This is a genomic window from Erythrobacter sp. GH1-10 (assembly GCF_045363165.1).
In the GTDB taxonomy this organism is placed as follows: Bacteria; Pseudomonadota; Alphaproteobacteria; order Sphingomonadales; family Sphingomonadaceae; genus Erythrobacter.
The window spans coordinates 1868749-1881620 of sequence record NZ_JBJFLP010000001.1 but is presented as its reverse complement, the minus strand read 5'-3'; the positions used below and the strand labels follow the sequence as shown (position 1 = coordinate 1881620).

The following is a 12872-nucleotide window of genomic DNA, read 5'->3' as shown; positions in this document are numbered from 1 at the left end:
CGTGGTGCTAGGCGTGAAGTTCGATTAGCTGGATCAGGTTACCGCATGTGTCGTCGAAAACAGCCATCGTCGCGTCGCCTGCTTTCATTGGCGGTTGGGTAAAGCTGACACCTTTTTCTTCTAGCCGCTGAACTTCGGAATGAATGTCGTCGACGCCGAAGGCGGTCCACGGGATACCGTCTTCCATGAGCGAGTCCTGGAGTTTGCGGGCGGCAGGATACTGGTTGGGCTCCAGCGCGAGTTCGACTCCGTCGGGCTCGTCGGCGGACACCAGTGTGATCCAGCTGTGCTCGCCCATCGGGATGTTGTGCTTGATCTTGAAGCCTAGCGTTTCGGTGTAGAATTCGAGTGCCTTCTGTTGGTCTTCGACCATGACGCTCTTGATATACATTTTCATTTCATCACTCCCCAAAATACGGTTGCAGCCAAGGGTGTACGGTTTCTTCCAAAGGATCGGCGGTGAGCGAATGGACCTTGGTCCGTCCGCGCCATGCGGTGCTGATGAGGCCGGCCTCTTCGAGCGTGTTCAGATGCCTCGTAATCGCCTGCCGGGTGAGAGTGATGTCGTGTTGCTCGACTAAGCGCGCGCAGATTTCGAACAGGCTCTGATCGTCTCGCTCCCTGAGCTGTTCGAGGATAAGCAGGCGGGTGTCGTCGCCCAGTGCGCGGAAAAGCTTGCTCAGGTTCGGATCGAATGGAACGCCCATGCCCTATTATGCAACAAAATTGTTGCATGTAAAGGTTGGCGGAAGAGCACCCCGATCCGACGCCGCGCCAAAAGCAAAACGCCGGACTGGTTTCCCAGCCCGGCGCCTTGGTGATTGCGTGTTGGAAGCGCGAAAGGCTTAGTCTTCGCTGCTTTCCTCTTCGCCGTCTTCGTCGTCGCCCTTCTGTTCGGAGGCTTCGACTTCGTCGGCTGCAACTTCTTCCTCGTCGGTCTCTTCCTCTTCGCTCTTCTTCAGAGCCGACGGAGCGACCAGCGTGGCGATGGTGAAGTCGCGATCGGTGATCGCGCTCTCGCTGCCTTCGGGCAGGACGATTTCGCTGATGTGGATCGAATCGCCGACTTCCTTGCCCTCGACCGAAATCTCGATCTCGCCCGGAATCTTGTCGTTGTCGCAGACCAGTTCGAGCTCGTGGCGGACCACGTTGAGCACGCCGCCCTTCTCGAGGCCTGGCGATTTCTTCTCATCGGTGAAGATAACCGGCACGCTGACTTCGATCTTGCCACCCTTGGCAAGGCGGAAGAAGTCTGCGTGGGTCGGACGATCGGTGACCGGGTTGAGCGCAACGTCCTTGGGGATCGTGCGGACCTTGTCGCCGCCGATTTCGATCTCGACGATCGAGTTCATGAAGTGGCCGGTCATCAATTGCTTGACCAGCAGCTTCTCCTCGACGTGGATCGGAGTGGGTTCTTCCTTGCCGCCATAGATGACAGCGGGGACCCGACCTTCGCGGCGAAGTGCACGGGAGGCTCCCTTGCCAGCCCGTTCGCGCGCTTCGGCGGGCAGTGTAAGAGCGTCGCTCATGGTACGTGCCTTTCGAATGCATTGTTAGAAATGTGTATCGGGTGCCCGCCTCCAGGGATGACCAAGACACCGAAGGGCGCGCCGTTACAGGGCGGGCGGGGCTTTGGCAAGCCTTATCGCCCCAGGCGCGTCACCGTGTAACCGCGTTCTTCGAGCATCGCGCCGAGGCTGTCGGGCCCTACCAGATGGCCCGCGCCAACCGCCACGAGCGGTCTTGGGGCATCCTCGAGCTGGGCAACCAGCATGTCCAACCACCGGGTATTGCGCTGGACGAGCAGCGCCTCGTAGATCTCCGGATCGGCCATCATCCCCGTTCGCGTGGCTTCTTCCAGCGTCGCCTCGTCGCCAGCCAGCCAGGCTTCGCGCAGCCTTCCAGGTTCTTCGCGAGAAGTCTCGATCTCGGCCAGTACGCCTTCGAGCAGGTCTTGCTGGTCTTCCTCCTTGAGCGTGTCGAACACCCGCAACTGGTCGATGGCTCCTTCGAATTCGCGCACTTCGCGATCCGAGAACTCGCGAATAATGGCACGGTCCACGCCGCTTGCCGGATCGCCGGTCGCCGCGACCCGGGCGAGCATGAGCGCCGCGGCCCAGGTCTCGGTCGAGCCGAAATCGTCGGGTGAGTAGTCCGAGCGGGCGATGGCGTCGGCGAGGGCGGGGCGCCATTCGGGTCCGACACGGTTCGCGATTGCGGGTTGGCCGGGCGTCGAGGCCAGATCGGAAAAGGCTTTTGCCATTGCCTCGCGATCCTCGAGGTCGGCTATCTCGACGATCAGGTAGTCGGCATCGGCAATGGCCTTGTCGATGGCAGGGTTTCGCCAGCCCGTTCCTTTGGGAAGCGCATGGATCGTGCCCAGCATCCACCCCTCCACCGCGCCATCGGCGCCGACGATTTCGTAAACGGGCGGATCAGGGAGGGGCTGAGGGTCATCCGGGGCGTCGGAGCAGCTGGCAAGTGCCAGCGCGCCGAAACCCAGGATAGATGCTCGTTGCCTCGTACCGGTCATTGCACCCGTTTAGTCTCGATCCCCCGCTCGGCAAGGTAATCCTGCACGCTCTTCTCGCCTGCAAAATGGCCCGCGCCGGCGGCGAGGAAGACCACTCCCGGTCGGTCGAGACGCTCGTCGATCCATGCAGCCCAGTTGGCGTTGCGTGAATAGAGCATCCGCTCGGCAAGATTGGGGTGCGCAAGCAGGGCTTCGTTCATCATCGAACCCAGCTCATCGACTTTGCCCGACGCCCACACGTCTACCAGCTGGTTCAGCATTCCGATGCTTTCGACCGGATTTTCTGCCCCTTCGAGGAGGAAAAGAATCTGCTGCTCGACCGGCAATTCGTCGAAGATCGAAATCTGGAAGTCGATCGCCTCGAGCGCCACCCGCTTGGTATCGTCGGGCACGGTTGCTTCGAGCACCTTCTCGACGCCTGAATCTTCCTCGAAACCCGAGGCGCTCAGCGTGATCTGGAGGATAGTCAGCGCCGCAAGCCATGGTTCGAGCTTGTCGAACGCATTCGCCGGCAGGCCCAGCTTGCCGATGCCCGCTTCAAATGTCGCGCGCTGTTCCTCGGTCATCAACCCGCGCAGGGTCTGGCCCTCGGGCAGCATACCCTTTTCCCTCATCGCCACGGAAATCTGTCCAAGCGATTCGGGGGTCATGTCGATCTCGGTAACGAGCTCGTCCGACGAGTTCAGCGCCTGTTCCACCGGCCCACTGTTCCAGTCGATATTTCCGGGAAGTTTGTGAACCGTGCCGAAAAGATAAATGTTTGTATCTTCGTCGGCGACCAACCACAGCGCGGGGGCGCCAGCTTCGGCAGCCGCCTCGCTCTCAGCCGGATGGGCAACCGCTTCATCCTGCGCAAGGGTGGGGCTCGCGGAGTGGAGCGCAACGGCAGACGCGGTGGCAACGAGAAGTCTTGTCGGTTTCATCGGTGGGGGCCTTCCTAAAGGAGTGTGGAGGGATGGGGGCGAGTGAGAATTGCGGGGCTGCTCAGAAATACTTCCGATAGAGCCACGCAACAGACCAGATGACTGTCACGATCAGAAACACAATCATCGGATCCTGTGCTGGAATCCACCCTGCGCGCGATGCGAGCCACAAGGCGGGCACGATCATGAAATAGGCATGAATGGCAATCGCGGAGCTTTCGAGATACGCGCTGGCTTCGAGCTCATCGACATTGCGCCACCACGCCCAGCCCAGGGCCGGCGTGATTACCAGCCAGAAAACCAGCGCCAGCATCGCGACCATGGGTCCGATCGGGGCGTTGGAATACAATGCGTTCGCATCCGGTGCCTCGATGACCGCGAAGCCCATGCCCGCAACGAGGCTGAAGCCGATGATCGCATACATCCATTTCCGGGCTCGCTTGGTACTAGGGGCAATCGGCTCGCCAGAGGTCTCAGGCCAGAGTTTCCATCCGGCGAGACAAACCGCGAGGATCATTCCGAATATCGCGACCATGACAGCCGCGTCCTTCAAGGTCGGGCCGCCGTGTTCCAGAGTAGCCACGGAGTATCCGGCCAGAACACCGGCGAGAAACAGCAGCGTGATGCCGCCGATTCCTCCGATCAGCGACCTGCGTAGTCCGGAATAGCTGTCGGCGTTTTCATCAGGCTTCGTCATAGAAAATCTCTTCGATTGGCATTTCGAATAGCCGCGCGATGCGGAAGGCGAGGGGGAGAGAGGGGTCGTGCTTGCCGGTCTCAATAGCGTTCACGGCTTGACGCGACACATCGAGGTGCACGGCCAGTTCGGCCTGCGACCAGTCGCGTTCGGCGCGGAGCACTTTGAGGCGGTTCTTCATCGGCTGTCTCGCCATCGCAGGAACTGGAAGACGACGACAAATGCCCCCATGAAGGTGATCCACACATTGCGAACCACGGTCGAGGGTGCGACCCTCGTTTCGTAGAATGCATCTTCGAAGGCGACGTAAAAGTCCGGTCGAAGCGATCCGTCTCCGGCCAGTGCAAGATATAGGATCCACGGTCCGAGGATAAGGATCGGCGGGATTATGGCAGCCACATAGGCCATAACCACGAGGCATCGACGCAAGAGCCCCTCGGCATAATCGTCCCGCATGAACTTTGCGACGACCAGGAACAGCGGGACGAAGCCGTTGAAGATGCTCGTGACAAACACAAGCGCCATATACCAAGAGGGTGCATTCTCTTGCTGGAAGGGGTCGACCAACCAGTTAATGAGGCCGACGACCGCGAAGAACAGACAGATGTTCATCAGCACAAAGTAGAGGCGGAAACGGAGCGGGTCGTCCCTGCGATGTGTCTTGTTCATGCGATTTCTCCGGCAAAAAAGGAGCCTACGAGGCACACGAAACCCGTATCGGCTTGGGTCCGGGTGACCATCAGTACCCTCGGATGCGCTTGAGGTTGAACCCGACGAGAAACGCGCCAAGCGCCACATATGAAGCGAGATCGGCGGGCAAGTCTTGTCCGGATTCGTTTCCGGTCAGCCCGTCGTAGAACCCTTCCGCGAATGGCAGGACGATCAGCCATGCCATGGCTGCGAAAAATCCGGCATTGGCTCCAGCGGACCAAAGTGAGGCGATCCATTCGTCGCTGTTTCGCGTTGTGAACATGAAGACGATCGACAGGACGCCGAACGTGATCCCGATCACTCCGAAGGCGTCTCCGACTAGGTCTGCCGCTGCGAGAACCATGACGATGAATGAAACAGCTGCCACATGGCTCAGCACCAAGTGCATTCTGCCGTAGCTGCGCGGTCCGTGCGGGTCTTCTGGGTAGCTCATCGTTCTCTTTCAGGATCGTGTCGAAAGGGGGTGCCGCTCTCGCGGGCAGGCCGGGGGCAGATTCCTGCCACGCGAGAGGCGGCGATGTCGTCAGCCCTGGGGTGCAACTGGAGTGACCTGGGCGAGACGAACCTTGTTGGCCCGCGCTTTGGCGATGGCGAAGCGGACCTGCTTCTGGACCGAGGCCAACGCGGTGGTGCGGCACTGGCGTTCGAGCCGGATCGATTCGAAGTCGCGCCCGCCATTGGTGCATTGCTGGCGGATTTTGGTCTTCAGCCGATCATCGAGCAGAGCGACGCCGTCCTGCGTGGTGAGGTCGACATCATTGTGCTTGACCTCGGCGGTGAAGTCCTTGGCATCGATCCCGCTAGCAGCCGCGGGAGCGGCGACGAGGGCGAGAGAAGCGGCGAAAGTGGCAAGAGCGATACGCATGTGAAATCTCCTGGGGAGTGAGAAAAGTGTCATATCAACCTTCCGGAATGTCAGGTTGCCCTTACTTTATGTCGCGATTCGCTGACCATGTCAATATAACCTGACATTTGGTCATGCTGACCTTACCAAAACCGCAGAGATCCTTGGATTCGCAGGGTGCAAAAGCGGCCTATGCTGCGCTGCGGCATTGACCCCGGTGGGGGCATGAGCCATGGCCGCGACCATGGAATCAGAGGTCAAATCCATGCCCCGCGAATCGACCGGAAACCCGGGTCGCGATCCGACGCGCTCGTTTCAGGACATGATATTGACGCTGCACGATTTCTGGGCGGCGAATGGCTGCCTGATCCTGCAGCCTTATGACATGCGGATGGGGGCGGGGACGTTCCATACGGCGACGACCCTGCGCGCGCTCGGGCCGGAGCCGTGGAACGCGGCATTCGTCCAGCCGTGCCGCCGCCCGACCGACGGGCGTTACGGCGAGAACCCGAACCGGCTGCAGCATTACTACCAGTACCAGGTGATCCTGAAGCCTTCGCCCGGCGACATTCAGGAACTGTATCTCGACAGCCTGAAGGCGATCGGGATCGACCCGCTCAAGCATGACATCCGCTTCGTCGAGGACGATTGGGAATCGCCCACGCTTGGCGCGTGGGGGCTGGGTTGGGAGGTCTGGTGCGACGGGATGGAAGTCACCCAGTTCACCTATTTCCAGCAGATGGGCGGGTTCGACTGCAAGCCGGTCGCAGGCGAGCTTACCTACGGGCTCGAACGCCTCGCGATGTACATCCAGGGCGTCGACAACGTCTACGACCTCGATTTCAACGTGCGCGGGGTCTCGTATGGCGAGGTGTTCCTCGAAAACGAGAAGCAGATGTCGAAGTGGAACTTCGAGGTCGCCGAAACTGATGCGCTGTTCGACCTGTTCGCCAAGGCCGAGGCGGAGTGCAAGAACGCGCTCGCCCATGACGTGCCGATCGCCGCCTACGAACAGGCGGTCGAGGCGAGCCACATCTTCAACCTGTTGCAGGCGCGCGGCGTGATCAGCGTTCAGGAACGTGCGAGCTATATGGGCCGCGTGCGCGATCTCGCGCGCTCCTCGTGCGAAAAATACGCCGAGAAAATGCAGCCCGAATGGGAAGCGAAATTCCCGGGCTGGAGTCTCGTCTGATGGCCGACTTCCTGCTCGAACTGCGCTCCGAAGAGATCCCTGCGCGAATGCAGGCCGGTGCGCGCGGCGAACTCGAAAAGCTGTTCCGCCGCGAGATGGAAGCTGCCGGGGTCGAATTCGGCGAACTCACCGTCTGGTCCACGCCGCGCAGGCTCGCCCTGATCGCGCGCGGTCTGCCGGTCGAAACCAAGGCGGTGCGCGAGGAAGCCAAGGGACCGCCGGTTGGCGCGCCCGACCAGGCGGTCGACGGGTTCTGCCGCAAGAATGGCGTGGGGCGCGATAACCTCGAAGTGCGTGAGGTGAAGGGGCGCGAGACTTATTTCGCGGTGATCGAGAAGCCCGGCCAGTCGGTCAGCGACCTGCTTGCCGCCGCGATCCCCGCGATCGTCGGGGATTTCAGCTGGCCCAAATCGATGCGCTGGGGTGCGGCCTCGCTCAGCAGCGAAAGCATTCGCTGGGTGCGCCCGCTCTCGGGCATCGTCGCGCTGCTCGATGGCGATGTGGTGCCGTGCATCATGGACGGTATCGCCAGCGGCCGCGAGACCAGAGGGCACCGCTTCCATTCGGTCGGCGTGATCAGCATCGACGGTGTCGATGACTACGCCGCCAAGCTGGGCGCCGCTTCGGTGATCGTCGATCACGAGCAGCGCCAGGACCGCATCCGCGAAGGCGCGAAAGCTGTCGCCGCGGAGGCCGGGCTGACACTGGTCGAGGACGAGGGGTTGGTGATCGAGAACGCCGGCCTCACCGAATGGCCGGTGCCGCTGCTTGGCCGGTTCGACGAGAGCTATCTCGACGTTCCGCCCGAGGTCATCCAGCTCACCGCGCGGGTGAACCAGAAGTATTTCGTGTGCACCCGAGCCCCAGCGCAGGCTGGGGCCTCCAACGATCAAGCGCGACCGAACGAGGTCCCAGCCTCCGCTGGGACTCAGGAATTGGCCAATGCCTTCGTCTGCACAGCCAACATCGCGGCGGTCGATCCGGCGGTTGTGGTCGACGGCAACCGCAAGGTGCTGGCGGCGCGTTTGAGCGATGCGCGGTTCTTCTGGGAACTCGACCAGAAGACGCCGCTGGCCGAACACGCGACAAAGCTGGAGCGGATTACCTTTCACGAAAAGCTGGGCACCGTCGCCGACAAGGTCGAGCGGGTGGCGAAGCTGGCGCGGTGGCTGGTGGAAGAGGGGATTGTCGGCGCAGAGCGAGTCCCAGCTAAGGCTGGGACCTCCAACGAGGAAGCGCCAGATGGAGGGAGGTCCCAGCCTTCGCTGGGACTCACGCGAGAGCAACTGGGCGACCTCGCCGAGCAAGCCGCGCGGCTGTGCAAGGCCGACCTCGTCACCGAGATGGTTGGCGAATTCCCCGAGCTACAAGGTCTGATGGGCGGCTACTACGCCGAGAAGGAAGGCCTGCCGCAGGAAGTCTCCGACGCGATCCGCGATCACTACAAGCCGGTCGGGCAGGGCGACGAAGTGCCGACTGCGCCGGTCACGGTGGCGGTGTCGCTGGCGGATAAGCTGGATACGTTGGTTGGCTTCTTCATTGAGGGAATGCCGCCGACGGGGTCGAAAGACCCGTTCGCCCTGAGACGGGCCGCACTCGCCGTTATTCAACTCACTGTGAGTAGCCAACTACGGTTCCGGCTCGTGATCGCTGCGCTCGCCGCTTCCTACGAGCACTACGGCCAGATCATGGACTCAACTCGCCGAGAGATCTTTATGGAAGTGTATTTCGGTCTCGAGGACGTTTACGGTCGCGCACCGTCAAAGTCGGAACTTGCATCGGCGTTGGCGGCACGCGACTTGTCGGACGAACATTCAGAAATCATTGCGACGTCGCATCAGGGCGTCACAGACCTTCTCGATTTCTTCGCCGACCGCCTCAAAGTCCAGCAGCGCGAGGCTGGGGTTCGCCACGACCTCATCGACTCGGTGTTCGCCCTCGGAGGCGAGGACGATCTCGTCCGCCTGCTTGCCCGGGTGAAGGCGTTGCAGGCCTTCGTCGAAACCGAAAACGGCACCAATCTCCTCGCAGGCTACAAGCGCGCGGCGAATATCCTCAAGAAAGAGGATTGGGACGAGAGCGCCTCGAACGAGCCCGAACACACCGGCGAGGAAGATCCGCTGGCGCTTGCGGGCAAGCCGGAGTTCGACGCCGTCGTCGCCGCCAGCGCGGAACCGCACGCCCTTTCCTACTCGCCCGAAACAGCCGAAAAGGCACTGATCGACGCGCTCGGGAAAGCGGAACCCGAAGCGGCACAGGCCATCGAGAAGGAGGACTTCGAAGCGGCCATGGCCGCGCTCGCAAGCCTGCGCGCGCCGATCGATGCCTTCTTCGACGAGGTGACGGTGAACGACGAAAACCCGGAAAAGCGCGCCGCCCGCCTTGCCCTGCTCGCCCGCTTCCGCGACGCCGTCCACAGCGTGGCCGACTTCTCGCGGATCGAAGGATGAAAAAACCGCCCGCAGGAGTGTCAACTTCGCTTTTCGCGCTCAAGCCCATGATTCGAGGGAATAAAGTCCCGAAAATGCAGGGTGACACACTGTCAACTCTGTCAACTTCGTAGGAAAGAATATGTCGCAGCAAACGGTCTACACTTTCGGTGGCAACGCTCCGCACGACGATCCGCGGCAGAAGGACAAGACCGTAACCGGCGGCAAGGGCGCAAACCTGGCGGAGATGGCGAGCATCGGCCTGCCGGTTCCTCCCGGCTTCACCATCACGACCGAGCAGTGCCTCACCTATCTCGCGGGCGAGAAGGGCTTCAGCGACGAATTGCGCGCAGAAGTGGCCGACGCGGTGACGCACATCGAAAGCGCGGTCGGCAAGCGCTTCGGCGATGCGTCGGACCCGCTGCTGGTCTCGGTCCGCTCTGGCGCTGCGATCTCGATGCCGGGCATGATGGACACGGTGCTCAACCTCGGCCTCAACGACGAGACCGTCGAAGGGCTGGCGGCGACCAGTGGCGATGAACGCTTCGCCTGGGACAGCTACCGCCGCTTCGTCCAGATGTATTCCGACGTCGTGCTCGGCGTCGATCACGGGCTGTTCGAAGAAGCCCTCGAGATACTGAAGGAAGACAACGGCTACTACGCCGATACCGAGCTGTCCGCCGACGAATGGCGCGCGCTGGTGAGCGAGTTCAAGGGCATCGTCGAAAGCGAACTTGGCGAGCCTTTCCCGCAAGACGCGCAGGCGCAATTGTGGGGCGCGATCGGCGCGGTGTTCGACAGCTGGGATACCGAGCGCGCGAAGATCTATCGCCGGCTGAACGATATCCCGCACGACATGGGCACCGCGGTGAACGTGCAGGCGATGGTGTTCGGCAATATGGGCGACACTTCGGCCACGGGCGTCGCCTTCACCCGCGATCCGGCGACCGGCGAGCGGGCCTATTACGGCGAGTACTTGATCAATGCGCAGGGCGAGGATGTCGTCGCGGGCATCCGCACGCCGCAATACCTGACCAGGGCTGCGCGCGAGGCCGCGAACGCCAAGCCGCTCAGCATGGAAGAGGCCATGCCCGAAGCGTTCGGCGAGCTCGCCAAGGTCTTCGACCTGCTCGAGGGCCATTACAAGGACATGCAGGACATCGAGTTTACCGTCGAGCGCGGCAAGCTCTGGATGCTCCAGACCCGCAATGGCAAGCGCACCGCCAAGGCCGCGCTCAAAATGGCGGTCGATATGGTCGGCGAAGGTCTGATCGACGAGCGCGAGGCGGTGCGGCGGGTCGATCCGATGGCGCTCGACCAGCTGCTGCACCCGACGCTCGATCCCGAGGCGGAGCGCAACGTGCTCACCACCGGGCTGCCGGCCTCGCCGGGCGCGGCGGCGGGCAAGATCGTGCTCGATGCCGATACCGCAGAGCAGTGGTCGCAGCGCGGCGACAAAGTGATCCTTGTGCGGGTCGAGACCAGTCCAGAGGACATTCACGGCATGCACGCCGCACAGGGTATCCTGACCGCACGCGGCGGCATGACGTCGCACGCCGCCGTGGTCGCGCGCGGCATGGGGCGTCCCTGCGTTTCGGGGGCATCGGGCGTGTCGATCGACCGCACAGCGCGCACCCTGCGGATCGGCTCGCAGGAGCTGAAGGAAGGTGACGAGATCACGCTCGACGGGGCGAACGGGCAGGTGATGCTCGGTATCGTGCCGACCGTCGAACCAGAACTTGCCGGCGATTTCGGCACGCTGATGGAATGGGCGGACAAGCTCCGCCGGATGAAGGTTCGTACCAACGCCGAGACGCCCGAGGACTGCACGATGGCGCGGCAATTCGGTGCGGAGGGTATCGGCCTGTGCCGCACCGAGCACATGTTCTTCGACGCCAACAGGATCAAGGCGGTGAGGCAGATGATTCTTGCCGAGAGCGACAGCGCCCGGCGCGAGGCGCTGGACGTGCTGCTGCCCGAGCAGCGCGCGGATTTCACCGCGATTTTCGAGGTGATGACCGGCCTGCCATGCACCATCCGCCTGCTCGATCCGCCGCTTCACGAATTCCTGCCGAACGCCGACGAGGAGTTTGCAGAGCTGTCCGATGCGACCGGCTTGGGCATCGACCACCTCAAGCGCCGCGCGGGCGAGCTGCACGAATTCAACCCGATGCTCGGTCATCGCGGCTGCCGGCTCGGGATCACCTTTCCCGAGATTTACGAAATGCAGGCGCGCGCGATTTTCGAAGCGGCGTGCGCGGTTCAGAAGGAGAGCGGTGAAGCGCCCTTGCCGGAGATCATGATTCCGCTGGTTGCGACCAAGCGCGAGCTCGAATTGCTGAAAGCACTGGTGGATCGCGTGGCCGCGCAGGTGTTCGACGAGGCAGGTTTCACGGTCGATTACCTTGTCGGCACGATGATCGAGCTGCCGCGCGCTGCGCTGATGGCGGGCGAGATTGCGCACGAAGGCGCGTTCTTCAGCTTCGGCACCAACGATCTGACCCAGACGACGCTCGGCGTGAGCCGCGACGATTCGGCAAAATTCCTCTCGCAATATGTCGACAAGGGCATCTTTCCGCGCGACCCGTTCGTCAGTCTCGATGTCGATGGCGTGGGTCAGCTGGTCGAGCTCGCTGCTGAACGGGGGAGGGCGACGCGGCCCGACATCAAGCTCGGCATCTGCGGAGAGCACGGGGGCGATCCGGCGAGCATTGCGTTCTGCGAGGAGGTCGGGCTCGATTACGTCAGCGCCTCGCCCTACCGCGTGCCGATCGCGCGGCTCGCGGCGGCGCAGGCCGCTTTGGCCAAGGCCTAACGCCAGCCGGTGAGCACGAGGATTTCGAAGGTCTCGGTGACCTTCCCATCATCCTCGCGCAAGGCATCGAAGGCTTCGCGAGCGCGGTGCCATCCGGTGCGTGTCATCGGCGGGGAGGGGCTCGCGAGGGAGGACGTGAGGCCGTGGTCGCGCAGGTCCGATATGAGCCGATCGAGCGAGGAATAGCGGACCTTGAGCGGATAGGAATCGACCACCTGCCGTGCGAACCCCGCACGTTCGAGCAAGGCCGTTCCGGCGCGGTTGTCGACCTGCGGATGGATTCGGGAAGCAGGCCGATCGCCATCGGCGGCGAGGGCCAGCTGGCGAAGAACGGGAACGCTCCCGGCACCGGGAAAGGCGGCCATGAACAGTCCGCCTTCGGCCAGGGCATTGCGGGCATGGATGAGCGCGCCCGGGAGATCGTTGACCATGCCGAGACCGAGGAGGTGGACGATGAGGTCGTGGGCATCGCTCGGCCAGGGGTGTTCCTCGTCGAATACGCCAAGCTCGCCGCGCGCGGTCGCCGGAAGGATGTGCGCAACATCGCCGATCACCAGCGAATTGTGGGGCTCGAACCGCATGAATTCGAGCCGATCGGCGATGTCCTTCGCCATGGTTTCGGAAAGAAACGTGGCGCCCTGCCGGGCGCGGGCGCGGTTCCACTTGGCCGGCGCCTTGCGACGGTCGAAGATGCGGGGCGGGGAGCGGTCCATTGCCGCCCGCCCTGC

At 62.6% G+C, this 12872-nt stretch carries 14 protein-coding genes; 3 read left to right on the top strand and 11 right to left on the bottom strand.

Translation table 11 applies throughout. The annotated features are described in order from the left end of the window. Positions 1 to 7: 7 nt before the first annotated feature. From ACI5KX_RS09275 to ACI5KX_RS09230, 10 genes are all read right to left on the bottom strand, one after another. Entirely contained in the window at positions 8 to 397 is a 390-nt protein-coding gene (locus ACI5KX_RS09275; protein ID WP_406810383.1) for a VOC family protein, read from the bottom strand. Positions 398 to 401: 4 nt separating this feature from the next. Next, the gene (locus ACI5KX_RS09270) at positions 402 to 707 is read right to left on the bottom strand and encodes an ArsR/SmtB family transcription factor (RefSeq protein ID WP_406810382.1); all 306 of its coding nucleotides are present in this window, start codon (positions 705 to 707) and stop codon (positions 402 to 404) included. Between the two features lie 138 nt (positions 708 to 845). Continuing rightward, positions 846 to 1529, bottom strand: a complete 684-nt coding sequence (locus tag ACI5KX_RS09265) for a 50S ribosomal protein L25/general stress protein Ctc (protein ID WP_406810381.1) — start codon at positions 1527 to 1529, stop codon at positions 846 to 848. Between the two features lie 113 nt (positions 1530 to 1642). Next, entirely contained in the window at positions 1643 to 2533 is an 891-nt protein-coding gene (locus ACI5KX_RS09260; protein ID WP_406810380.1) for a TraB/GumN family protein, read from the bottom strand. Further along, positions 2530 to 3456 (bottom strand): TraB/GumN family protein, encoded by a 927-nt coding sequence (locus ACI5KX_RS09255; protein WP_406810379.1) that lies wholly within the window; start codon positions 3454 to 3456, stop codon positions 2530 to 2532. Before ACI5KX_RS09255 ends, ACI5KX_RS09260 begins: the two co-directional genes overlap by 4 nt. A 61-nt stretch (positions 3457 to 3517) precedes the next feature. Then, positions 3518 to 4153, bottom strand: a complete 636-nt coding sequence (locus tag ACI5KX_RS09250) for a hypothetical protein (RefSeq protein ID WP_406810378.1) — start codon at positions 4151 to 4153, stop codon at positions 3518 to 3520. Further along, complete coding sequence (locus tag ACI5KX_RS09245) at positions 4140 to 4334, bottom strand: helix-turn-helix transcriptional regulator (protein ID WP_406810377.1); 195 nt, start codon at positions 4332 to 4334, stop codon at positions 4140 to 4142. The genes ACI5KX_RS09250 and ACI5KX_RS09245 overlap by 14 nt, the downstream gene beginning before the upstream one ends. After that, positions 4331 to 4822: a hypothetical protein gene (locus ACI5KX_RS09240; RefSeq protein ID WP_406810376.1), complete on the bottom strand. Its 492-nt coding sequence runs from the start codon at positions 4820 to 4822 to the stop codon at positions 4331 to 4333. The genes ACI5KX_RS09245 and ACI5KX_RS09240 overlap by 4 nt, the downstream gene beginning before the upstream one ends. Before the next feature lie 70 nt (positions 4823 to 4892). Then, a complete protein-coding gene (locus ACI5KX_RS09235) occupies positions 4893 to 5297 on the bottom strand; it encodes a hypothetical protein (protein WP_406810375.1) in 405 nt (134 codons plus the stop codon). A 90-nt stretch (positions 5298 to 5387) separates the two neighbouring features. Continuing rightward, positions 5388 to 5729 carry a UrcA family protein gene (locus ACI5KX_RS09230; protein WP_406810374.1) on the bottom strand — a complete coding sequence of 114 codons (342 nt, stop codon included), beginning with the start codon at positions 5727 to 5729 and terminating at the stop codon, positions 5388 to 5390. Between the two features lie 301 nt (positions 5730 to 6030). Between ACI5KX_RS09230 and ACI5KX_RS09225 the strand changes: the two genes are divergently transcribed. From ACI5KX_RS09225 to ppdK, 3 genes are all read left to right on the top strand, one after another. Continuing rightward, positions 6031 to 6900, top strand: a complete 870-nt coding sequence (locus ACI5KX_RS09225) for a glycine--tRNA ligase subunit alpha (protein ID WP_406811352.1) — start codon at positions 6031 to 6033, stop codon at positions 6898 to 6900. After that, a complete protein-coding gene (gene glyS, locus ACI5KX_RS09220; protein WP_406811351.1) occupies positions 6900 to 9350 on the top strand; it encodes a glycine--tRNA ligase subunit beta in 2451 nt (816 codons plus the stop codon). Before ACI5KX_RS09225 ends, glyS begins: the two co-directional genes overlap by 1 nt. Positions 9351 to 9471: 121 nt before the next feature. After that, the gene (ppdK, locus tag ACI5KX_RS09215; RefSeq protein WP_406810373.1) at positions 9472 to 12144 is read left to right on the top strand and encodes a pyruvate, phosphate dikinase; all 2673 of its coding nucleotides are present in this window, start codon (positions 9472 to 9474) and stop codon (positions 12142 to 12144) included. On the opposite strand, the gene ACI5KX_RS09210 is transcribed toward ppdK, so the two are convergent. Beyond that, positions 12141 to 12857: a methyltransferase gene (locus tag ACI5KX_RS09210; protein WP_406810372.1), complete on the bottom strand. Its 717-nt coding sequence runs from the start codon at positions 12855 to 12857 to the stop codon at positions 12141 to 12143. The two genes, ppdK and ACI5KX_RS09210, sit on opposite strands and share 4 nt — an antisense overlap. Positions 12858 to 12872: the final 15 nt, after the last annotated feature.